This is a genomic window from Kitasatospora sp. NPDC048239, assembly GCF_043202015.1.
Lineage (GTDB): Bacteria > Actinomycetota > Actinomycetes > Streptomycetales > Streptomycetaceae > Kitasatospora.
This window is the reverse complement of the sequence record NZ_JBICZP010000011.1, coordinates 109,896-131,602: the sequence shown is the minus strand read 5'-3', so window position 1 is coordinate 131,602 and position 21,707 is coordinate 109,896. Positions and strand designations below refer to the sequence as shown.

Annotated in this window: 24 protein-coding genes and 1 pseudogene; 8 read left to right on the top strand and 17 right to left on the bottom strand. The window is 69.9% G+C overall.

Annotation, left to right across the window (positions count from 1 at the left end; translation table 11 throughout):
- Positions 1-31: 31 nt before the first annotated feature.
- The gene (locus ACGFZP_RS27015; RefSeq protein WP_392937864.1) at positions 32-730 is read left to right on the top strand and encodes a thioesterase II family protein; all 699 of its coding nucleotides are present in this window, start codon (positions 32-34) and stop codon (positions 728-730) included.
- 253 nt (positions 731-983) lie between these two features.
- On the opposite strand, the gene ACGFZP_RS27010 is transcribed toward ACGFZP_RS27015, so the two are convergent.
- The 8 genes from ACGFZP_RS27010 to ACGFZP_RS26975 form a co-directional block, all read right to left on the bottom strand.
- Positions 984-1,352: a hypothetical protein gene (locus ACGFZP_RS27010; protein WP_392937861.1), complete on the bottom strand. Its 369-nt coding sequence runs from the start codon at positions 1,350-1,352 to the stop codon at positions 984-986.
- 133 nt (positions 1,353-1,485) lie between these two features.
- Complete coding sequence (locus tag ACGFZP_RS27005; protein ID WP_392937859.1) at positions 1,486-1,644, bottom strand: hypothetical protein; 159 nt, start codon at positions 1,642-1,644, stop codon at positions 1,486-1,488.
- 447 nt (positions 1,645-2,091) lie between these two features.
- Complete coding sequence (locus tag ACGFZP_RS27000) at positions 2,092-2,754, bottom strand: DUF4097 family beta strand repeat-containing protein (protein WP_392937856.1); 663 nt, start codon at positions 2,752-2,754, stop codon at positions 2,092-2,094.
- 363 nt (positions 2,755-3,117) lie between these two features.
- Positions 3,118-4,359, bottom strand: a complete 1,242-nt coding sequence (locus ACGFZP_RS26995) for a serine hydrolase domain-containing protein (RefSeq protein ID WP_392937854.1) — start codon at positions 4,357-4,359, stop codon at positions 3,118-3,120.
- 221 nt (positions 4,360-4,580) lie between these two features.
- Complete coding sequence (locus ACGFZP_RS26990; protein ID WP_392937852.1) at positions 4,581-5,372, bottom strand: ABC transporter permease; 792 nt, start codon at positions 5,370-5,372, stop codon at positions 4,581-4,583.
- Positions 5,369-6,373, bottom strand: coding sequence for an ATP-binding cassette domain-containing protein (locus ACGFZP_RS26985; RefSeq protein ID WP_392937849.1), 1,005 nt, complete (start codon positions 6,371-6,373; stop codon positions 5,369-5,371). Before ACGFZP_RS26985 ends, ACGFZP_RS26990 begins: the two co-directional genes overlap by 4 nt.
- A gap of 366 nt (positions 6,374-6,739) precedes the next feature.
- Positions 6,740-7,108 (bottom strand): DUF1048 domain-containing protein, encoded by a 369-nt coding sequence (locus ACGFZP_RS26980; protein WP_392937848.1) that lies wholly within the window; start codon positions 7,106-7,108, stop codon positions 6,740-6,742.
- A 2-nt stretch (positions 7,109-7,110) separates the two neighbouring features.
- Positions 7,111-7,440, bottom strand: a complete 330-nt coding sequence (locus ACGFZP_RS26975; RefSeq protein WP_392937845.1) for a PadR family transcriptional regulator — start codon at positions 7,438-7,440, stop codon at positions 7,111-7,113.
- 645 nt (positions 7,441-8,085) lie between these two features.
- Between ACGFZP_RS26975 and ACGFZP_RS26970 the strand changes: the two genes are divergently transcribed.
- Positions 8,086-8,916: an SDR family NAD(P)-dependent oxidoreductase gene (locus tag ACGFZP_RS26970; RefSeq protein ID WP_392937842.1), complete on the top strand. Its 831-nt coding sequence runs from the start codon at positions 8,086-8,088 to the stop codon at positions 8,914-8,916.
- Between the two features lie 28 nt (positions 8,917-8,944).
- Positions 8,945-9,019, top strand: coding sequence for a 50S ribosomal protein bL37 (locus ACGFZP_RS26965; RefSeq protein ID WP_392938131.1), 75 nt, complete (start codon positions 8,945-8,947; stop codon positions 9,017-9,019).
- 199 nt (positions 9,020-9,218) lie between these two features.
- On the opposite strand, the gene ACGFZP_RS26960 is transcribed toward ACGFZP_RS26965, so the two are convergent.
- Both ACGFZP_RS26960 and ACGFZP_RS26955 read right to left on the bottom strand, forming a co-directional pair.
- Positions 9,219-9,647 (bottom strand): KUP/HAK/KT family potassium transporter, encoded by a 429-nt coding sequence (locus ACGFZP_RS26960; protein ID WP_392937840.1) that lies wholly within the window; start codon positions 9,645-9,647, stop codon positions 9,219-9,221.
- A gap of 392 nt (positions 9,648-10,039) precedes the next feature.
- Positions 10,040-11,998, bottom strand: a complete 1,959-nt coding sequence (locus tag ACGFZP_RS26955) for a ricin-type beta-trefoil lectin domain protein (protein WP_392937838.1) — start codon at positions 11,996-11,998, stop codon at positions 10,040-10,042.
- Positions 11,999-12,293: 295 nt separating this feature from the next.
- Here ACGFZP_RS26955 and ACGFZP_RS26950 point away from each other — a divergent pair.
- Positions 12,294-13,042: pseudogene (locus ACGFZP_RS26950) on the top strand (transposase family protein).
- Between the two features lie 66 nt (positions 13,043-13,108).
- On the opposite strand, the gene ACGFZP_RS26945 reads toward ACGFZP_RS26950, so the two are convergent.
- Positions 13,109-13,648: an SMI1/KNR4 family protein gene (locus ACGFZP_RS26945; protein WP_392937836.1), complete on the bottom strand. Its 540-nt coding sequence runs from the start codon at positions 13,646-13,648 to the stop codon at positions 13,109-13,111.
- 322 nt (positions 13,649-13,970) lie between these two features.
- Positions 13,971-14,108, bottom strand: coding sequence for a hypothetical protein (locus ACGFZP_RS26940; RefSeq protein ID WP_392937834.1), 138 nt, complete (start codon positions 14,106-14,108; stop codon positions 13,971-13,973).
- A gap of 198 nt (positions 14,109-14,306) precedes the next feature.
- On the opposite strand from ACGFZP_RS26940, the gene ACGFZP_RS26935 reads away from it, so the two are divergent.
- Positions 14,307-15,698: a GH1 family beta-glucosidase gene (locus ACGFZP_RS26935; RefSeq protein WP_392937831.1), complete on the top strand. Its 1,392-nt coding sequence runs from the start codon at positions 14,307-14,309 to the stop codon at positions 15,696-15,698.
- A gap of 119 nt (positions 15,699-15,817) precedes the next feature.
- Here the strand turns inward: ACGFZP_RS26935 and ACGFZP_RS26930 are convergent, their stop codons facing one another.
- Together ACGFZP_RS26930 and ACGFZP_RS26925 are read right to left on the bottom strand one after the other, a co-directional pair.
- The gene (locus ACGFZP_RS26930) at positions 15,818-15,964 is read right to left on the bottom strand and encodes a hypothetical protein (protein ID WP_392937828.1); all 147 of its coding nucleotides are present in this window, start codon (positions 15,962-15,964) and stop codon (positions 15,818-15,820) included.
- A gap of 46 nt (positions 15,965-16,010) precedes the next feature.
- Complete coding sequence (locus ACGFZP_RS26925; RefSeq protein ID WP_392937825.1) at positions 16,011-16,565, bottom strand: TetR/AcrR family transcriptional regulator; 555 nt, start codon at positions 16,563-16,565, stop codon at positions 16,011-16,013.
- 163 nt (positions 16,566-16,728) lie between these two features.
- On the opposite strand from ACGFZP_RS26925, the gene ACGFZP_RS26920 reads away from it, so the two are divergent.
- A complete protein-coding gene (locus ACGFZP_RS26920; protein WP_392937823.1) occupies positions 16,729-17,568 on the top strand; it encodes an SDR family NAD(P)-dependent oxidoreductase in 840 nt (279 codons plus the stop codon).
- 137 nt (positions 17,569-17,705) lie between these two features.
- Here ACGFZP_RS26920 and ACGFZP_RS26915 read toward each other — a convergent pair whose 3' ends face one another.
- Together ACGFZP_RS26915 and ACGFZP_RS26910 are read right to left on the bottom strand one after the other, a co-directional pair.
- Entirely contained in the window at positions 17,706-18,281 is a 576-nt protein-coding gene (locus tag ACGFZP_RS26915) for a DUF4232 domain-containing protein (RefSeq protein ID WP_392937821.1), read from the bottom strand.
- Positions 18,282-18,288: 7 nt separating this feature from the next.
- Positions 18,289-19,242 carry a helix-turn-helix domain-containing protein gene (locus ACGFZP_RS26910; protein WP_392937818.1) on the bottom strand — a complete coding sequence of 318 codons (954 nt, stop codon included), beginning with the start codon at positions 19,240-19,242 and terminating at the stop codon, positions 18,289-18,291.
- Between the two features lie 96 nt (positions 19,243-19,338).
- Here ACGFZP_RS26910 and ACGFZP_RS26905 point away from each other — a divergent pair, with 96 nt between their 5' ends.
- Together ACGFZP_RS26905 and ACGFZP_RS26900 are read left to right on the top strand one after the other, a co-directional pair.
- Positions 19,339-19,971, top strand: a complete 633-nt coding sequence (locus ACGFZP_RS26905) for a DJ-1/PfpI family protein (protein WP_392937815.1) — start codon at positions 19,339-19,341, stop codon at positions 19,969-19,971.
- A 283-nt stretch (positions 19,972-20,254) separates the two neighbouring features.
- Positions 20,255-20,659 carry a TipAS antibiotic-recognition domain-containing protein gene (locus tag ACGFZP_RS26900; RefSeq protein WP_392937812.1) on the top strand — a complete coding sequence of 135 codons (405 nt, stop codon included), beginning with the start codon at positions 20,255-20,257 and terminating at the stop codon, positions 20,657-20,659.
- Between the two features lie 132 nt (positions 20,660-20,791).
- On the opposite strand, the gene ACGFZP_RS26895 is transcribed toward ACGFZP_RS26900, so the two are convergent.
- A complete protein-coding gene (locus ACGFZP_RS26895) occupies positions 20,792-21,673 on the bottom strand; it encodes a GNAT family N-acetyltransferase (protein WP_392937810.1) in 882 nt (293 codons plus the stop codon).
- Positions 21,674-21,707: the final 34 nt, after the last annotated feature.

The window sequence follows — 21,707 nt, the reverse complement described above, 5'->3', positions numbered from 1 at the left end:
GGTCGGCGCCTGGTTCCGCGTGCACCGGCGCGTGCAGCAGCCGAGGCTCCGACTGGTCTGCTTCCCGCACGCCGGCGGCACCGCCAACTTCTTCGACAGCTGGCCCGCACGGCTGCCCACCGACGTCGAGCTCCTGGCGGTCCGCTACCCGGGACGGCAGAACCGGCTCCTGGAGCCCTTCGCCCCCGACCTGCCGGCCCTCGCGGACGAGATCCACACCGCCCTGGAACCGTACCTCGACCGGCCGGTGGCACTGTTCGGCCACAGCATGGGCTCGGCGGTGGCCTACGAGGTCGCCCTGCGGCTCGACGGCCGCGGCCGCACGCCCACCCGCCTGCTGGTCTCCGGCCGTGTCGCCCCGCACCGCGCCGCGCCCACCGACCTGCACGCCCGCGACGACGAGGCACTGATCGCGGACGTCCGGCAGCTGGGCGGGCCCGGGGCGGAGGCCTACGACGACCCGGAGCTGCGCGAGCTGACCCTCCCGGCGCTGCGCGCCGACTACCGGCTCATCGAGACGTACCGCCCACGGCAGCCGAAACCCCTGCGCGCGCCCATCACCGCGTACGCGGGGGAGAGCGACCCCGACTGCCCGCCGGACGGTGTCCGTGCGTGGTCCGAACTGACCGTCCCCGGCGGCTTCGAGCACCGCCGCTTCCCGGGCGGCCACTTCTATCCGACCGCGTCCGAGGCCGAGCTGCTCGCCGACCTCACCGCCCGGCTCGCATAACGGCGGCGGCTCGGCCGGGCAGGAGCCCGTCCGAGCCGCCGCCGCGAGGGCCGCCGTCCTCCCCGACATCCCCCTCAAGGCCTGCGGGCGAGCGCGCTGACCGGGTGAAGGGGCGCTGCGGGGATGTCACGCCGCCCACGCGGGGCCGGGCGCCGGCTCGGGCCTGTACGAGTGGCGCCACCCTCGCTGACCCAGCTGGGCGAGCAAGGTGCGTCCCAGCGGGCATGGCCCGGCGCCGGCGCCCGGACGGTGGTCAGTCGTCGACGCTGATCCTGATCGATTCGAGGTGCTGCTGCACGGCGTCGGTCAGGTCGCCGTTCACACCGATGGTGAGCGTGTCCGTCGACTTGAGGGTGTAGGGGGATTCCAGGGCCGCCTTGATCGCGACCTTGAACTTGGCACTCTCGACCTGGTCGTTCTCGGTCGAGAAGTCGAGCGGGACCCACGGGTTCAGGGTGTAGTTCACGTCACCGGGGCTGACCGTGGCGGGCAGGGTCAGGTTCACCGTCACATGCTTCTCGACCTTCACCTCCCCGCCGCCGTCCTGGGCGAAGCCCGTGATCACTACGCTGCCGTAGTACTGGCTCTGGGCGTTGACGCTGGCCTTGAACGTGACTCCCACAGATTCCTCCATCGAGTGATCGTTGACTTGCCGCCCGGCACGGGAGCGGGCTCCCGGGTGACGGCGAGCGGCCGGTGGCCGGGCCGGTACCGGCCCCCCGGTGGTGCAGCGGGCCGGAGATGCGGTGGCGGCTTCAGGAACCGCCGTTCGACCGGACCTCCAGGACGGCGCCCCTGCCGACGGCCCTGCGGTGCTCCACCGCACCGGACACGGCTGTGCTGCGCCCGGGCATGGGGGAGACCTCCTGCACGGCCACCAGGAAAGCCCGGTCAGTGGCGTTCACCTCGGGCACAGCGGCTCCTCGTCGGTCGTGGTCGTGAAGCACGGGATGCCCGCCGCGCCCGGCCGGACGCGGAGTCCGAGGGGCCGGGTGGGGCTCCGTGATCAAGGTCATCTCACCGCACTGCCGCCGAAATACTGGGGCCGGCCGCCGAACATCATCGTTTCGGGCGAATCGCGGGAGCTTCCGCGCGCCGGGGCCGGGGGTGCTGCGCTACCGGGCACACGCTTCACCGGGTCACCCGTCCGGGTGGGCAGAGCCTCAGCGCTGCTCCGTTCCAGGGGATGGGCGAGGTCTGGCAGGTCCACGACCCGCGCCTGGACCGCAACGTCGCCGTCCCCCGTACGACATCTGCAGGCCCTGCACGGGGATCACAGGTCCCTTGGGGCGGAAGGCCTCGGCGGCGGCCGGGATCCCCATCGCGGTGGGCCCGGTCGGCCGGTCCCGGTTCTGCTTCAGTCAGAGGCTGCGGGCGGTGATGTCGCCGTGCGAGGTTGTGGCGCGGATGTCGAGTTCGGCGGTGCCGTCGTTCCTGAGGGCGTTGCTGATGCGGCCGTAGCCGGTGCCTGCGTCCAGGGAGGCCGAGACGCCGGCGGCGGCACCGACCGAGATGTCGCCGGACTGGGTGCTGAGCACGACCGTCCCGCGCACGGCCTCGGTGATCCGGATGTCGCCCCGCTGGGTGCTGATCTCCGCGGGGCCGCCGAGGCGGCCGATTTCGACGTCGCCGTCGGTCGCGGTGAGGCGGACGCTTGCGGCCTCGTCGATCTTGATCTGGCGGTACGCGCCCTCGAAGGCGATGTCGCCGAGGCGTCCGACGCCGGTGAGCTCGGTGGCGGCGGTCCTGGCGTCGATGTGGGAGCCGGCGGGCAGCTGGACGGTGACCTCCAGGGAGCCGGGGCCGAGGACCTGGTTGTCGGGGGCCGAGGCCGTGATCCGCAGGACGCCGTCGGCGTAGGCGACGTTGGTCTGCTCGGCGGTCCTGGTGTCGCGGTTCTTGGAGGGGTTGGCGGGTAGGACCTCGACGGTGGTGTCGGCCCGGTCGGCGGCGATGAACCGGACGCGCCCTGCGGGGATGTCCAGGACGACGGAGACCGGGGCGGGGGTGTCGAACTTCTGCATCGTGCTCTCCTGTGCTCGTTCTTTGTTTCTGATATTGGAAACGCTACGTTGCTTTTCTGGATCTGGCAACGTGCATGTTGCGTTGAACAGGCATCTATGCAGGTAGAGTCATGAATAATGTTGCAACGGCCATGAAAGTAACGCAACGATAGCCCGCTCTGATCATTGCAATGTATGAGGTGAACGCTACAGTCGAGGGATCAGTGGCCGTGGTCACCCAGGGGATCTCCCACCCTCGGGCGACCACGGCCCCGACGCGCAGGGCGAGGCCGACCTCGCGGAGCCGTCGGCGGTTCGGTCGCCGAGGGGCCGGCCGCGGGGCGTCGCGGGCCGACCGGGGCCGACCAGGACGCCGCGCCGGTGTCAGTCCTCGATGGCCTGGTAGACCGTGGTCCAGAAGTCGTGCATGAGCTGCACCGAATTCGGGGCGGACGTTCCGACCTGGGTGAGCAGGAGTCCGGTGAGCTGGTTGTCCGGGTCGGCGTAGGTGGAGGTGCCGCTTCCGCCGTCCCAGCCGAACTGGCCGATGGGCGCGTAGTCGCCGCGGTAGGTGCGCACCGCCATCCCGAAGCCCCAGCCGCCGTGCTGCCCTTGACCGAAGGACACGTGGACGTTGTCGCGGGCCATGGCGGTGCGGGCGGCGTTCTGCTCGGGGGCGAGGCGGTTGGTGGTCATCAGCTGGACGGCGGCTCGGGACAGGATCCGCTCGCTCCCGTGCATCCCGCCGTTCAGCAGCATCCGGAAGTAGGCGTGGTAGTCGTCGACGGTGGAGACCAGTCCGCCACCGCCGCCCTGGAACGCCGGAGGCCGGCTCCACCGCCCGCCGGCCGCCTCGTCCCACACCTGGAACTCGCCGGTCTGCGGATCGGGAGCGTAGAGGGTGGGCAGTCGGGCGATCCTGTCGGCGGGCACGTGGAAGCCGGTGTCCTTCATACCGAGCGGGTCGAAGACGCGCTCGCGAAGGAAGGTCTCGAAGGGCTGGCCGGTGACCCTGGCGACGAGCACGCCGAGGAGGTCGCTGGCGATTTGGTACTGCCAGCTCTCTCCGGGCTGGCGCATCAGCGGAAGCGTGCCGAGGCGGCGCATCCACTCGTCCGGCTCGGGCATCGGCTCCGGCAGATTGGGTGTGAGCCCCTGACCGAAGACCGCGTTCATGATCGGGGTGCCCAGCGCCGTCATATCCATGCCGAGCCCGAAGGCGGAGGTCAGCACGTCCCGTACGGTGATCGGTCGCTTCGCCGGCACGGTGTCGTCCAGCGGGCCGTCGATCCGCTTCAGCACCCGCCGGTCGGCGAGTTCCGGCAGCCACGGCTCCACCGGGTCGTCCAGTCGCAGCCGGCACTCGTCCAGCAGGACCATCGCCGCCGCCATCGTGACCGGCTTGGACGTCGAGGCCATCCGGAAGATCGTGTCCCGGCGCATCGGCGCGCCGCCGTCATGGCGCATCGTCCCGACCGCTTCGACGTGCGTCGCACCGCCCTGGCTGACCAGTGTGACCAGCCCGGGAATCCTTCCGGACTCGACATGCCGTGCCAGTACTTCGCGGATTCGGCGCATTCCTGTTTCGGAGAAGCCGCTGCGCCGGCCGGTGAGCGTGACGGACATGGTTGTGTGCTCCTTTGATTGAGCGGACGGGTGGTGGAATGTGGTCCTTGTCGGCACCCCGGGGTGCCTGGATGGCTCAGGTCGCCTCGCCCGAGCGGATCTGACCCTCGGGCGACCCGGCCTTGTTGCCCAGCTGACCTGCGCTGTCACGTGGGCGACCGACGTTGTGTCGGAGTACGCCGCCCTGGAGTGAGACGGGCTGCAGGGGGCAGCCCGCGCGATCATTTCGGGTCGCGGTTGAACTGTGCCGTCGACCAGCGGTAGCCGAGCGCGGTCAGGCCGACGCACCAGGCGGTCGCGATCCATCCGTTGTTGCCGATGTGGGTGCCGAGGAGCAGGCCGCGCAGGGTTTCGATGGCGGGGGTGAACGGCTGGTACTCGGCGATCGGCTGGAACCAGCCGGGCATCGTGTCGGCCGGGATGAAGGCGCTGGAGACGAGTGGGAGGAGGATCAGCGGCTGTGCGCTGTTGGCGGCCGCCTCGGCGTTCGGGCTGGCCATACCGATGCCGACCGCGATCCAGGTGAACGCCAGCGCGAACAGCGTGAGCAGTCCGAACGCCGCGAGCCAGTCCAGAGCGGTCGCATCGTGGGAGCGGAAGCCGACGGCCACGGCGACGGCACCGACGAGGACCACGCTGGCGATGCACTGCAGCACGCTGCCGATGACGTGCCCGATGATCACAGAGCCGCGGTGGATCGCCATCGTGCGGAAGCGGGCGATGAGGCCCTCGCTCATGTCCATGGAGATGTGCACCGCGGCCCCGATCACGGTGCTGCCGATGGTCATCAGCAGGATGCCCGGGACGATGTAGGCGATGTACTCCGAGCGGTCGGCGCCGTGGCCGCCGACGCCCGCGCTCATCACGTCGCCGAAGATGTAGACGAAGAGCAGCAGCAGCATGATCGGCGCGAGCAGCAGGTTCAGGGTGCCGGACGGGTAGCGGCGTGCGTGCAGGAGGTTGCGGCGCAGCATCGTGTTCGAGTCGCGGACGGCGAGGGAGAGGGCGCTCATCGGACGTTCTCCTTGGGCTGGTGGGGGATGTCGGCCTGGCCGGGCAGCTTCGCGTTGTCGGTGAGGGCGAAGAACACGTCGTCGAGGTCGGGGGTGTGCACGGTGAGCTCGTCGGCCTCGATGCCGGCGGAGTCGAGGCGGTCGAGGACGGAGCGCAGATCGCGCTGGCTGCCGTCGCTGGGGATCTGCAGTGCCAGTGCCTCGTCGTCGCGGGTGACCTCGCCCAGGGCGAGGGCGGCGCTGCGGTACGCGGCCGGGTCGGTGAAGCGCAGCCGGACGTGTCCGCCGGGGATGAGCCGCTTGAGTTCCTCGGCGGTGCCCTCGGCGGCGATCCTGCCGTCGTTGAGCACGGCGATGCGGTCGGCCAGCTCGTCCGCCTCGTCCAGGTACTGGGTGGTGAGGAAGACGGTGACGCCGTCGGAGACCAGCTCGCGGATGATCTGCCACATGTTGTGCCGGGAGCGCGGGTCGAGGCCGGTGGTGGGCTCGTCGAGGAAGATGATCCGCGGGTTGCCGACCAGCGTCATGGCGATGTCCAGGCGGCGCTTCATGCCGCCGGAGTAGGTGGAGGCGGGCTTCTTCGCGGCCTCGGTGAGGTCGAAGCGTTCCAGCAGTTCGGCGGCGGTGCGGCGGCCGTCGCGGCGGGAGAGGTGGTGCAGGTCGGCCATGAGGAGCATGTTCTCCTCACCGGTGATCAGGCCGTCGACGGCGGAGAACTGCCCGGTGACGCCGATCGCGGCCCGCACCCCGTCCGGTGAGGCGGCGATGTGGTGGCCCGCCACCTGGGCCTGCCCGCCGTCGGCGGTGATGAGGGTGGAGAGGATCTTGACGGCGGTGGTCTTGCCGGCGCCGTTCGGCCCGAGCAGCGCGAACACGGACCCGGTCGGGATGTGCAGATCGATGCCGTCGAGAACGGTCTTGTCGCCGTAGGACTTGCGCAGACCGACGGCGGAGATGGCAGCCGGCGACGGGTGGCCGCTGCTCCTGCTGGATGTGGGCATGACAGATGAAGGCATGGAGCCCTCCCGTTCGAAGGCTGAAGTGACTGGGGGTGAGCGAGTTGAGGGTGCTTCTTCGGGGGTCAGGCCCGGACGCGGCGGATCGATGTCGACGTGCCGGGTGCGGGCGCGGGTCTGTGCTCAGCACCGCGTTGACCTTGGTCGGTGCCTGCGGAGAGACGGGCCGCGTGACCCGGACCCCGGCGGCCAGTGGCCGCAGCGCGACCCGGACGTAGACCCGGCGTGACCCGTCGCGTCGGTGGGCCTGGAGTGGGCCGGCAGGTCATCCACGATCCAGCCGGCGCCCTTCAGGTGCCGCAGCCGGGCCGTGTGCGCGGATCGACGGTTCGGAGTTCGTGCGTGCAGTCGTCAGGACACCTGGTCCTCGGCGCGCGCGATGTCGTCGGTCAGCTGCTTCCGCGCGCGGGCGGGGACGTAGCCGCCCTCCGAGTAGTTCTCGGCGAACGCGTTGACGAACTCCACCGGGTCCCCCCCGACGACGTCGCGGATCGACGATCCGTTGGCCGCGGCCTGTTCGAACAGGTCGGCGAGGTCTTCGAACATGGACGCGTTGCTGTCGCCGTCGATCGGCACGAAGTGCATCAGGTACCGCTCGATCGCGCCGACCGCCGTGCGGTAGTTCTCGGGAAGCTCCTTGACGCGCGCCTTGTACGCCCTCCAGCGCTTCTTGGGTCCGATCACCTTCGCGATGAAGCCGCCGTTTTCGACACCGGACATACCTACCTGCCCCCTTCTCGGAGCTGTTCCAGTCGTTCCGTGAGGAAGCTCCACGTCCCCCAGAACTCTTCGAGGTACTCCCGTCCCTGAGCATTGAGGGAGTGCACCTTGCGTGGTGGCCCCTTCTCGGAGGGGACCTTCTCCACGTCGACGAGACCGCGCTTCTCCATCCTGAGAAGCAGCGCGTAGATGGTCCCTTCGGCGATGTCGGAGAAACCCTGCTCCCGCAGCCGTGCCGTGATCTCGTAGCCGTAGGCGGGTCGGCCGGACAGGGACGTGAGGATGATGCCCTCCAGGGTGCCCTTGAGCATCTCCGTCAGCAGCTTGGGCATGGAAAACCTCCTTCCTGAGGTATTCGGTGTTACTGACTACTGCTACACGGTAACGCTGACTACCGGTACTTAGCAAGGCAGAGTAGTTGGGATGTGGGTCGGTGCCGCAAGCGCTCGGTTCAGCAGCGGTACCGGCGGGAACCCGAGCGGGCCGCCGATGTCGCGGACGTGCGGCGCGAAGCGGAGAGCCGACCGTCTTGTAGATCCCGAACGCCATGCCGGAGTAGGAGACGTGGGCGCTGTACCGCTGCTCCCGCCCCCGATCCCCATGGCTTGCGCCGATCGGACGTCAAGGGCCTGTCAGGGAGTCGTCAGGGGCTCGTCAGGGACAGCGAGCAGGCCTGCCCGGGCTCCGCAGGATGGCGTTGGATGGGGGACATGAACCGCTCGACACGCCACCACGACCGCCCGCCGCATACGCGGCCGCGGGTCGTCGCTGTCGCGGTCACCGCCGCCGTCCGGTAGGTCCGAGCCTCCCCGCTCCGCCGCCGGCCCGCGTGCCGCGTAATGCCGTCCGTCTCCCTCGCCACTCCGCGCGGGGGAGGCGGACGTGTCCTTCACCTACTTCGCACCGTCGGCCCCCGGTGGGCGTGCTCCGTCACGCCCTCCGGTGCCCCGGTGGTGCCCGCCACCCTTGGATGGGTCATGTCCGACGCAGTTCTGCCCACGCTCTCCGCCCGTACCGCCCTGGTCACCGGGGCCTCCTCCGGCATCGGCTGGGAGAGCGCCCGCCTGCTGGCCGGGCTCGGGGCCACAGTCCTGGTACACGCCCGCACCACCGCCGAGGCCGAGTCCGCCATCGAGCGGCTCGTCGCCGCCGGTGCCCGGCGCGACCAACTCGTCGAGCTGGCCGCCGACTTCACCCGGCTCTCGGAGGTCGCAGCGCTGGCCGGCACCGTGGTGAAGCACTACCCGGCGCTCGACCTGCTGGTCAACAACGCCGCCGTGATGGCCCCCGAGCGCTGCACCCACACCGACGACGGCAACGAGGTCTCGCTCCAGGTCAACTTCCTCGCCGCGCACCTGCTCGCCAAGCTGCTGCGCGCCCCGCTCTCGGCGGCCGGCGCCGCCCGGATCGTCAACGTGTCCTCCTCGCTGCACCGCACCGCCTCGATGAACTGGACGGACCCGCACCGGACGAAGAAGTACTCGCGGGTCGCGGCGTACGCGCAGTCGCAGCTCGCCCTGACCATGGCCACCGCCGACATGGCGCCCGCGGGTTCGGGCATCACCGCCGTCAGCCTCAACCCGGGCCTGTGCGACACGGCGCTGCTGCCGCTCTACGGGCGGGTGGGCGCGCCGGCGGCCGAGGGCGCGGCCGCCGTGGTGCGGCTCTGCCTGCCGTCCGTGCCGCTGATCAACGGCGAGTACTACGACGGCGGCGAGCTCGCCCCGACCGCCGCGGTCGTGCAGGAGGAGCGCTCGCAGAAGCGCCTCGCCAAACTGGCCGACCAGCTGGTCGGCAAGGCCGCGTGATTTACCGACCCACCGGAGAAAGAACGACATGTCCAAGCGTTCCCGCAAGAAGAAGGCCCGGCGGAAGAAGAAGGCCAACCACGGCCGCAGGTCGGGCCAGTAACCCGATGACCCACCCGGTGCCGCGTGCCACCGGCACCGGGTGAACCCCAGCGGCCCTCGGGGCCCGTCCGAACTGTGCGGACGGGCGGCCCCGGGGGCCGCGGCATGCCCGGCGCGTCAAGGCGCCGTCAAGACCGCCGGTGTCCGCACCAAGGGAGCGTAGTAAGCGGTAGCCGGACCTCCGGATGGCCTCACGACCGTCACACCCACGCCTCGGCGCCGGTGGCCGCGAGCACCACCGCGGCCAGGGCGAAGAACGCGGTGCCGAAATGGCCGAACAGGAAGCCCGCGCCATCGCTCGGTAAGAGCGCCCTGAGGATCTCCGGGTGGTCGGCGATGCCGGCCGCACCGCAGGCTCCGATGGCCACGAACCAGGCGATCATCACCGGTCCGAGCACCCGGCCGACCGCTGCGGTTCCTCTGCGCTGTACCAGGAACAGCAGCACGATGATCGCTGCGGTGCCTGGCACGACGGCTTCCTCCAGCGAGGAGTCGACGACCTTCAGCCCCTCCATGGCGGACAGGACCGAGATCGCCGGGCTGGTCCCGATGTCGCCGAAGACCACGCCGAGAGTGCCGATCACCAGCGCGAGGCGCGCCGTGTCCTGGGCGCTCGGCCGGCGAGCCACCGCCGGCCGGGGTACGGAACCGCGATCGGCCCTGGTGGTGCTCCTCCGCGCGGGCTGCTCTGCTGCAGGCATCGTGCCCCGGGGCGGACGATACCGATCTCATGGCGCAATCGCCGGTAGGCGTGCGACGCAGGTACGCCTGCCAGGCCGGGTCGATGTCGGCAGCAGTGGCAGCGGTGCGTGACCACCAAAGCCACAGCGGCATCCGGCGAACCCCGCCCGCGCCCACACCATCAGGCGATAGCAAACCGGTCAAAGAATCGTGAACCGCCCGCTGAGAACGGCGTTGGGCACCGGCCGTACGGCCGGCGCCCAACGCCGTGACTCCGGCCGGCATGAGGAGTGGGCGTCCTCGGCCTCGGGTGCGGGCAGGCGCTGCTACGGGTTGCCGATCAGAGGAGCTGGAAGGACCACTCCTGCTTCCAGCCGCCCTCACAGCTCCACACTCCGAGTTGCTTGAAGTCGGCGTCGTGGGTGAGGCAGTCGTCGTCGGAGATCCGGATCTGGTACTTGCCGTTGCCGAGGTTGACGAACTCCCACTTCTGGTTGGAGGTGTCGCCCCACGCCTGCTGCTCGGCGACGTAGGTGTCCGGGTTCTCGGTGAGGTTGAACCCGAGGTCGTTGACGATCCGGTAGCGATCCCCGCCCAGCGGCTTGATCGTCCAGCGCGACCCCTTGTACCCCAGGATCCCGCCCACGATCGGCGCACCCCAGCTCGCGGTCTCGGTGGGTGCCGACGCGCCCAGCCCGTTGGAGAGCTTCAGGAACAGCGGCCGCTCGGTCGGGATGCCGGAACCGCCTCCGGTCGTCGGGGGCTTCGGCTTCGTCGGAGTGCCCGGTTCGGCCGGGGTGATCACGCCGCCGGACGTGGACTCCAGGACCCACTCCTGCTGCCAGCCCTGCTTGCACGTCCACACGCCGAGTTGCTTGAAGTCGGCGTCGTGGGTGAGGCAGTCGTCGTCGGAGATCCGGATCTGGTACCTGCCGTTGCCGACGCCGAAGAGCTCCCACTTCTGCTTGGAGGAGTTGCTCCACGGCTGGAGTTCGGCCATGTAGTTGCCGTTCTCGGTGAGTTCCAGCCCGTAGGAGCTGGTGATCCGGTAGCGACCGCCGCCCACCGGGGCGACCTTCCACTTGGATTCGCTGCCACCCCGGATCCCGGGGACGACCGACGCGCCGGCGGAACCGCTGAGCGGGACGGCGCCCAGCCCGTTGGAGAGCTTCAGGTACACATCGGCGCCGTTGGCGGGCGTGGTGGGGGTGGTGGTCGGCGGGGTGCCGCCCCAGGCCCAGTTCTGGTTGGGCGCGTCCCGCTTGTCCGCGGAGCCGCAGGCCCAGGCCGCCACCGTGCTGCCGTTGGCGGTCCGGCCGCTGAAGTCGTCGATGCAGACGTCCTTGGACCGGTCGTCCTGGTCCGTCATGTGCCGAAAACCGCCGCCGGCCGACATGTTCCAGCGCTGACCGGGGATCTCCAAGCAGTCCCAGACCTGGAGCTTGTTCCCGTTCGCCGCGTTGTTGTCCGCCAGGTCCAGGCACTTGCCGTTGGCCGCCCGGAGTTTGTAGCCGTTGTAGGTCCACTTCTGTGCGTCGCCGCCATTGCACTCCCACATCTGCACGGGGGTGCCGTTCGCGGTGCCGTTACCGCTGACGTCCAGGCAGGCGTGGTAGCCGGGGGCGCTGACGTCGGGGGTCAGGCTGCCGGTCCTGCTGCCGTAGCCGGAGCGCGCGGGGAAGTGGATGGTGCGCACGTCGCCGTCGCACTTGTAGGGCCGCGCCGTGCCCATCCGGCAGGTCCACGGCTCCTTTTTGACGCTGTCGCCGTCGTTGCCGACGAACGCCCAGTTCATGTAGCCGCCGTCACCCCGGTTGCGGAAGGTCGAGTCCCCCTGGAAGACCCAGATCCGGAATTTGTCGTAGCCGGAGGGTTCCTTCTTCTCCTTGTCCAGGAAATGGTTCAGCTTGTACGTGGTGTCGAGCAGCACCCCCTTCATGTCGGCCTTGTGCTCGTTCGTGAACCACTCGGTGTCATAGAGGTCGGTGCCCACCGTCTTGAACACCATGACGTTGAACCCGGGAAACTTCTCGCTCAACTTCGCCGCGGTGTTCTGGGTGAACTCCGCGTTGTCCAGCTTGTTGAGGTTGGCGGCGTTGTGCATGAGCTTGATCACGTCGAAGGTGGCGCTGATCAGCGAGGACATGCAGTTGCCACCGCCCGGCACGGCCGGGGTTCCGCAGGTCTTGTCCACGGGGGCGTTCGGCGCAGCCTGGGCCTGCACGGTCAGGCCGGAGACCAAGGCGAAGGCGGCGACCCCGCAGGCAAGGACGCGTTTCAGGCGGGACAGGGGTTTCATGTCGGAATCGTCTTTCTTCTCGGCTCGAAACATCTTTCGTCTCGACGAAGATGGACGATAGGCCCTGGAATCATCCGTCTCGCGAATCCTTACGGCGTCCATACGGCCAGGTCGAGAGGTCTGCCTTTTCGGGCACTCGCCCGACCCGGTGAACTTTCCGGACCAATCTCGATACCAGTGAGCTCTTTCAGAGTGGCCACTGATCGGGTGACGGGCCAGCGTCCCGCAACCCACGAGGCCCCCGTGCCGTTGAGAGAGATGCTCGACGTCTCAACTCAACAGCACAGGAGCCGCGTTGGTTTCCCGTCCTGCCGCACTCGACCTGCCTCATGCTCTGGTCGAGTGGGTATCGATGCTCATCGTCACCCGTGAGGGTGGCCGACGCTCAAGCTCCCGCCCCACCAGCGCGCCCTCGTCGGCCTGGTCTACCTGCGCCGGCACGACACGCTCACGCAGATCGCCGCCGGCTTCGGCATATCCGTCGGGACCGCCCACGCCTACGTCACGGCCGTCGTCGATCACCTGTCCCGCCGGGCACCCGGTCTGCTGCGGGTCCTGCGCGAGACGGATCCTGATCACGTCCTGCTGGACGGGACGCTCGCCGAGTGCGACCGGGTCGGCGACAGCCGGGCCGACTTCTCTCAGAAGCGCCGCCGTCACGGCGTGAACGTGCAGGTTGTGGCTGATCCCACCGGCAAGCTGCGGTGGATCTCACCCGCCCTGCCCGGCCGCACCCACGACCTGACCGCGGCCCGCACCCGCCGCATCATCCGGATCTGCGAACGCCAGGGCGTTCCCGTGCTCGCCGACCGCGCCTACATCGGGGCCGGCCCCTGGGTGACCACGCCCATCAGACGGTTTCCCGGCCAAGACCTCACCACAACCCGGCGGGTGATCAAGCGAGCCCTGTCAGCGGCACGAGCACCGGTCGAACGAAGCATCGCGCGACTCAAGTCCTGGCAGATCCTCCGCCGGGCCCGCTGCAGCCCCAACCGGATGACCGTCATCGCCGCAGCCGTCCTCACCCTGGAACGTCAATGCTGATGAATCTCATTGCCGTTCCAAGGTGAGGACGGCTTGGCAATGGCCGTCATCCAGTTGGGAGCCGTCTCACGACCAGACAAGTCGGCCTTCGGTGAACCGACAGACCGGTGAGCTTCCATCGGCGATCCTCGTCAGCGTCTCCGCCACGGAGTCGAAATACTGGGCCATCGATTCGTACTCGCCCGTGACCGTGGGGTCACCCACGAACCAGCTGCCGACGCGCCCGTCCCGCACATCGATGAACTTTCCCGTCCAGCCGTCCTGGTCCGACAGGAACGGGATCCACTCATTACGCCAGAACGGGTGGTCCGGCTGGTCCGGAGGGTCGAATCCGCAGGACGTGGAGCGGTTCGCGTAGAGCCTCTCCATCGCCCGGATGCCCAGAAAGAAGCTTCCCTCGTCGGGGAACCCGTCGAAGCCGCAGCATGCCCCCTCGTCGTCGACGTCTCCCTCCGGGAGATCCAGATTGTTCTGCAACAGCCACGTCCGCAGGTCCCCGTACAGGAAGATCCCCATTCGTTCCTCGGCTGCCGCGAGCATCTGCTCCGTAGCGGGCCCTGGCAGATCTGCGTGATCGGCCGGCGCGTGCTCCCGAAGAAGACTCATCACACGCGACCAACTCTCAGTCACACTCATCGCCCTCTGCCCCCGGTCCTCTCTACAGGGATGTCTCCGTCCGACTACGCCGCTGTGGAGGTGGGAAGTATCGGCCGGAGAACCTTGCAGGGATGGTACTTCGAGGTGCGTTCCAGCCCTCCCACGATCATCTTCCGCCCCGAAGCGCAGGGTCGGCTCCTCAGCGAAGTGACCGCCCGCGACCTTTCCAGACAACCCACTGTGCCCGGCGGGCGCAGCCGAGGAGCTTCCAGGACTCAAGCGAGGGCCACGGCGTCACCCTGGGGTGGCGAAACTGAAAGCGCTCAGTGACTCAAGGGTTGCTGCTGACCGGGATCCGTAGGTCGTCGGCGATCAGGCCCAGCACGCCGACGACGGCGAGTCCAACGGTGCCGGTGACGTCGTTGAGCTGGCCCGGGGCACGCTGCAGGCCTGCGTCTGCCGCGTCCAAGTAGTCATCGCCCGACCGCACACGCGATCCGCCTGTTATTGCCGTGGATCGGCTGTTCCGCGGGTCCGGCAGGCTTGGCGCTTCGAACCTTCGCACAACATCTGGTGCTTCGCCCGTTAGCCGATAACATGAGGACTCCTCATATTTGATGCTTCCGTTGAGTGCATACTCATCGCCATCGCGAGCAAGGAGCGAGCCGTGCCGGATCGTCTCGACCTGCCGGCGGGCTTCCGCTGGGGCGTCTCCACCGCCGCCTACCAGATCGAGGGGGCCGTCGAGGAGGACGGGCGTGGGCCGTCCGTCTGGGACGTCTTCGCCGCCCGCCCCGGCGCCGTCCGGGAGGGACACTCGGGGGCCGTGGCCTGCGACCACTACCACCGGTACCCCGAGGACATCGAGCTGATGCGCGGCCTCGGCCTGGACGGCTACCGGTTCTCGATCGCCTGGTCGCGCGTGCAGCCCACCGGCGCGGGCCCGGTCAACCCCGCCGGACTCGCCTTCTACGACCGCCTGGTGGACGCCCTGCTGGAAGCGGGCATCGCACCGCTGCCCACGCTCTTCCACTGGGACCTCCCGCAGGCCCTGGAGGACGCCGGTGGGTGGCTCAACCGCGACACCGCGTACCGCTTCGGCGAGTACGCGGCAGTGGTCGCGGATCGGCTCGGCGACCGGATCCCCACCTGGATCACCCTCAACGAGCCCTTCGTGCACATGGTCTACGGCTACGCGCTGGGCATCCACGCCCCCGGCCGCGCCCTGATGCTCGACGCCCTGCCCGCCGCCCACCACCAGCTCCTCGGCCACGGCCTCGCCTCCGCCGCACTGCGCGAGCGCGGCCTGGAGGTGATGATCGCCAACAACCTCACGCCGGTATGGCCCGCCTCGTCCTCGGACGCCGACCTCGCCGCCGCCGACGCCTACGACGCCCTCCACAACCGCCTGTTCACCGACCCGCTGCTCCTTGGCCGCTACCCCGACCTCTCCGCCTACGGCGTCGCCCCCGACCTCTCCGCCTACGGCGTCGCCCCCGACCTCTCCGCCTACGGCGTCGCCCCCGACCTCGGCGGCTGCGTCCACGACGGCGACCTCAAGCTCATCTCCGCCACCCCGCTCGACGGCCTCGGCGTCAACTACTACAACCCCACCCGGATCGCCGCCCCCACCGACCCCGGCCTCCCCTTCGCCGAGGCCCCGATCGACGGCGTCCCGCGTACCGCCTTCGACTGGCCCGTCGTCCCCGACGGCCTCCGCGAACTCCTCACCGGCCTCCGCGACCGCTACGGCGCCGCCCTCCCGCCGATCACCATCACCGAGAACGGCTGCTCGACGACCGCGGCCATCGACGACCAGCCCCGCATCGACTACCTCGCCGGCCACCTCGACGCCCTAGCCGAGGCCGTCGCCCAAGGTGTCGACGTCCGCGGCTACTACACCTGGTCACTGATGGACAACCTGGAGTGGGCGGAGGGATTCAATCAAAGGTTCGGCCTGGTGTACGTCGACTTCGAGACGCAGCGCCGCGCGCCGAGGGCCTCCTACGCCTGGTACCGCCACCTGATCGCCGCCCACCGGGCGCGGAGTTCGAGGTAGGTCACACGTTGATCCTCGGTGGGACGGTAGGCGGGAAGTCCGGCCACGCCACATGGCCGCGCCAGCGGATCAGGCAGGCCGTGTAGCGAAAGACGGGGACTTGCGAAGGGCGTTGAGCATCACGCCGGCACCTCGATCGGCTGGTCGGCGACGCCCGCCGGCAGCAGGGGGCGGGGGCCGTGCCGTCCCGGCCGGCCGCGGTGCGGACAACCGGCGGTGTCCGTCCCGGACACCGCCGGGCCGTCGATTGCCTGACGGTACGTCATGGATCTCCTGCCGGAGCCGAGGCGCCATGTGGTCATGGGCCCCGGCTCAGCGGGGGCCGAGACCGTGCAGCAGGGTGTTCACGACCTTGGTCGCCAGCGCGTCGGGGTCGCCCTCGGGGCCGTGCAGGGCCTCGCTGATCAGGGCGTAGTAGACGCGCCGCGCCCAGTCGAGGTCCACGGTCGGGTCGAGAAGGCCCTCCTCCCGGGCTGCGGCGAGCAGCTCCAGGCAGCGGGTGGTGATGCCCTCCCATGCCTCGGCCACCGCACCGCCCGGCTCGACCGGCTGACCGAGTGCGAAGCCGAAGGCGCTCTTGACCTGGAGCACGTTCACGGTGGCCCGGTGGAGGACGACCAGCGGCGGTGCCGTGTCCGGACGGCTGTCCTCGACGGCCTGCGCGAGTCGCTCGACGGCAGAGGCGGCGAGCGTGTCGATTAGTGCCTTTCGGCTCGCGAACCGTCGGTGGACGGTGGTGCGGGCCACCCCCGAGGCCTCGGCGATCTGCTCCATGGAGGCGGCCGGGTTCTCGGCGAGGACCCGCTCCGCGGCCTCCAGGATCGCGCGCACGCTCCGCTCCGCGTCCGCCCGCAGTGGTCGTCCCATGCCCTGCCTCCTCGTCGCGCCTGATCGCGAATAGCAGGAAATGATACGGCCGCGCCGCAGGTAGCGCCCAAAGTGCGTCATGCATGTTGCAGATATCTGGATAACTGATACTGTCATGTCGCAGTTACCGCGCAGTGCACCAGCTCAGCGAAGGAGCTTCACCATGAACAGCACCGCCCTCGTCACCGGCGCGTCCTCGGGCCTCGGCGCGGAGTTCGCCGCGCAGCTGGCAGCACGCCGCCACGACCTGGTCCTGGTCGCCCGCTCCGGCGACCGGCTCCAGGCAATCGCCGGACGCCTCCGGGCCGAGCACGGCGTCCGCGCCGAGGTCCTGGTCCAGGACCTCGCCGAGCCCGATGCGGCCCGGCGGATCGGTTCCGCGCTGGCCGACCGGGGCCTCACCGTCGACCTCCTGGTCAACAACGCGGGCTTCGGCACCTGCGGCCGCTTCGAGGAGATCCCCGGCCGACGTGACCACGACCAGCTGATGGTCAACGTCGTGGCACCGGTGGACCTCACCCACGAACTGATCCCCGGCATGCTGCAGCGCGGAGGGGGTGCCGTCGTCAACGTCGCCTCCACGGCCGCCTACCAGCCCGCCCCCTACTTCGCGACCTACGGCTCCTCGAAGGCCTTCCTCCTCAACTTCAGCCTGGCCCTGCGTCAGGAATACCGGCGCCGAGGCATCCGTGTCCTGGCGGTCTGCCCCGGCCCGGTGGAGACCTCGTTCTTTGACACCATCGGCACCCGTAAGGCCGCCGTCACCGGAAAGTTCTCCACGCCCGAACCGGTCGTACGGGCCGCGCTGGCGGCACTCGACCGCGACCGCGCCTACGTGACCCCCGGCCTCGGCAACGCACTCGGCGGCCACCTGACACCACGCCGGCCCCGGACGCTGGTTGCCGCCATGGCGGAGCGCATCACCCGCAAGGTGCTCGACAACGAGGCCGCGCAGGCCATGGACCCCCGTGCGGCCGCGGACGCCGACAGGGCCGCGGCATGACATGCGTGACCAGGCCGTCCGGCCCGCCCCGGCCGCCCGCACCCGTACGGGCATGACCCGTTCGCCCGTCCGTTCCGGCCGGCCGGTGGACGTCGTTCCGGTCCTGCCGTGGGGGAGCCGGCGCCGGGGCCCTGCGGTCACTCGCCCTGGCCGGCGCTTCCCATCGGGCCGATCTTCACCGGCGATCCGCTGCCGTCCGTGACGGGCAGCGAGCCGGTGCCCGGCCAGGGCAGGGTGACCGCTCGGGTCTCGTCCGGCGGGGTCACCACCAGGCCGGTGATCCGGACGCCGGAGCCGCCCGAGGTGTTGGCCGGGTGACTGATACCGAAGTGCGTCGACTTGCCGTTCGGCACGACGCCCGTGACGACCGGCTCGCCTGAGCGCTTCGCGGACAGCGTGCCCGCGGAGGTCTTGAGGTCGACGCCCGCGTACCCGGAGAGCGTGCAGTCCTTGCCGCTGTGGTTCTTCAGCTCGACCACGACGGTGTTGTCGCCGTCGCCGGTGATGGTGCGGTTCGCGGCGGTGATGGTGAGGTCCGCGGTCCGGCACTCGGCGGTCCTCCCGGCTCCGGTGGAGCCGCCGGCGCGGCGGTGGACGGCGTGTGCCCTTCCCCGGCCCGCCCGAGGTCGGCCCGAGGTCGGCCCGCCGCCGGGGGAGGTGCTGGTGGACGCGGTCGGGGCGGGCTGTGCGGGGGACCGGAGGGCGCCCGACACGGGGCCGTCAGCGCTGGAACTGGCGGCGGTAGGTCGAGGGGCTGATGCTCATCGTCTCCCGGAAGTGGTGGCGGAAGCCGGCGACGGTCAGGCCCACACGGCCGGCCACCGTGTCGATCGGCTGGTCCGTGGATTCCAGCAGTACGGCGCCGGCCCGGATCCGCTGGTCGGTGATCCAGCGTCCCGGCGGCAGACCGGCCGCCTCGACGAAGCGGCGTTCGAACTGCCGCACCGACAGGTGAGCGACGACGGCCAGTTCGTCGACGGTGAGCCGCCGGTGCAGGTGGTCCAGCGCGTACCGCATCGCCCGGCCGATCGGGTCGTCGGACGGCGCTCTGCCCACCGGATGCTCCGCGAACTGGGCCTGGCCGCCCTCGCGGTGCGCGGCCACGACCATGCGGCGGGCCACCCGGGCGGCGATGTCGGCGCCGTGGTCCTTGCGGACGAGGTGCAGGCAGGCGTCGATTCCGGCGGCGGTGCCGGCGGCGGTGATGACGGATCCGTGGTCGACGTAGAGCACCGACGCGTTGACCTTCACCTCCGGATGGCGTTCCTGGAGCAGCGGGGCGTGCCGCCAGTGCGTGGTTGCCTCCTTGCCGTCCAGCAGACCCGCGGCGGCCAGAGCGAATGCGCCGCTGCAGATGGAAACCATCCGTGCTCCTCGCGCGGAGGCGTCCCGCAGCGAGGCCAGGACCGGCGGGGAGACGTCGCGGCGCACGTCCGGAACCCCCGGGACGATGACGGTGTCGGCGTGGCGGAGCCGGTCCAGTCCGTGGTGCACGACGATGTCGAAGCCGCCCACGACCCGGTGCGGCCCAGGCGCCTCGGCGCACAGCTCGAACCGGTACCACCACCCCACGTCCAGTTCCGGACGGGAGACCGCGAACACCTCGGCCACCGTGGCGAGCTCGAACGGGGCCATCCCGTCGAAGGCGAGGCAGGCGATCCGGTGGTGGGCCATGGCGGAATCCTAGCGGTGAGCGCCGTTTCCGGCACTGTCGCAGGGTGTCCGCGAGGCCCGAACCTTGTGGGCATGGCACCTGATACCACTGCTCCGATGACGTTCGGCATGCTCGTCTTCGACGAGGTCGAAGTCCTCGACATGGGAGGCCCTTTCGAGGTCTTCAGCACCGCCGGCCGACTGGCCCGCACCGCCGCCGACGAGCCCCTGCTGCGCGTCCTGACGGTGGCGGCGACCGGCCGGCCGGTCCGCGCCCGCGGCGGACTGAAGGTCGTGGCCGATCACACTCTCGACGAGGATCCCCCGTTCGACGTGCTGGTGATCCCCGGCGGCGTCACCACGGCGGTCGAGACGGACACGGACGTCATCGACTGGCTGGCCCGGCGCCGGAAGACCTCCGTGCTGACGTTCAGCATCTGCACCGGGGCCTTCCTGCTGGCCGCCACCGGGGGCCTGAACGGCCGTCCGGCCACGACCCACTGGGAGGACCAGGACGAACTGGCCCGGCGCTGGCCGGACATCCGGGTGTGCACTGACCTCCGGTGGGTCGACGACGGCGACATCGTCACCTCTGCCGGAATCAGCGCCGGCATCGACGCCAGCCTGCACATCGTGAGCCGGCTCTTCGGCGAGCAGCTCGCACATCGCACCGCCCGTCAGATGGAATACACGTGGACGACCGCGCCACGCCTGGGCCGGGGAGCGGCAGGCGAGCGCGGCGTCGGGTGAAACGCAGGCCGGTGTCGGTCACCGGAGTCAGGGATCGGCACAGGCCGCCGGTGCTGGACAGTGGGGGACCGGAGCCCCCAGCCTGCTTACCCATCGGAACATGTGATCACGAGTCAGGTGTCGACCTAATTCGCCGACGACCTGCTACGCCGGTGGCCCGGATCCAGGCTCAAATTGGCTTGCCGACCCGGCGGGTGTGTGCCACTGTTCGGCCTGAATGTCTGGCATGTTGGCCGCCTCTTCAGCTGCCTGCTGAAGAGGCGCAGGAATGAGAAGTGGTGCCATGGAAAGTCAGTACGCAGATGAGTGCCGCCGGTCGCTGGCCGGAGAGCAGGCGAAGAGCCTTGCCGAGACCAACAACTGGGAGCACGTGGACAGAGGACAGGTCCATCAGGACTGGGACGTGCTCTATAAGGAGATCGCGGCTTGCCTGGACGACTCCCTGCCCGGAGACCCGAAGACTCAGGAGCTCGTTCTCAGGCACTTTGACATAGCCTGCCGATTTTACACCCCCACCAGCAGGGCTTACATCGGCATGGCGCTCTTCTATGCGGAAGACGATGCCATGAGGGAGTTCCATAATTCCTACCACCCTGGGATGGTGGAATTCCTGGGTGATGCAATGATTATATTTGCTGAACGGGGAGTCGGGTTCGCTTCACCGGCGGGATCCGGGGCTTCGGCGTAGCTGTCTGGCGCCCGGTTCGTGGAGGGTGGGGGCGCACTCGCATGGTGCTTGCCGCATGTGGTGCCATCGCGGTGAGGTCGGCGGGCAGCCGCGCCGGGGCGGGCCAGGGCGATGGCCCGGCCCCGGGGGCCTCTAGAGGTCGAGCTGGTACTCGAATGTCGTGTGCGTCGGTGCGTAGCCGAGTGCGTCGTTGATGTGGCGCATGTACGGGTTGTTGTCGGCGGTGTCGGTGAGCAGGCCGCCGAGGTCGGGGTGTCGCTCGCGGGCGTGTCGGATCGACGCGGCCTTCATCCAGCGGCCGAGGCCGTGCCCGCGATGCTCGGGCAGGACGCCGGTGCCGTAGTGCTGGCCGTCACCCTTGCCGTCGCCGGGGACGACCAGTTCGGTGAACCCGGCGATCGAGCCGTCCGACTCGTCGATGGCGACAACGGTGTGCAGCAGGTTGCCACGCTTTTCGACGGCCGCCGCCGCGGCCCGGACCCGGTCCAGGTCCCAGGTCACCGTGCCGAAGTCGGTGCCGCCCATCGGCATGTCGTCCATGGCGTGGCGCGACGCGACGAACGTCTCGGCGAGGCCGTCGGGGACGGTGCCCTCCCAGGACGCCAGCCGGTAGCCGGGGTGCGCCTGTTCGGTGATCCCGGTGAGGGCGGTGATGTCCGCCTCGGCCAACGGCAGCCGGGTGAAGGTCAGGGTCAGGACCGTGCGGAAGCCCCGGGCCGGCAGGAACCGGTCGGCGGGGGAGCCGGCCTCGGCCTGGGTGATGACACAGCGCCGGCCGTCCCGGCGCGCGGCGGCGACGGCCGCGTCCAGGAGTGTGGAGCCGACGCGGTTGCGCCGCTCGGCCGGATGGACCTGGAGGTCCAGTTCGGCGAGGTGCTCCTGCCCGGGCCTGGTGAAGAGGCGCAGGAACGCCGACCCGACGGGGATTCCGTCGGCGTCGGATGCCAGCCACGCCAGACGGTGGCCGGACGGGCCGGTCTCGGGGTCGGTCAGTGCGGTGATGCGAACGGACAAGGTGTCTCCGTCGTAGAGATAGGGATGAACTGGG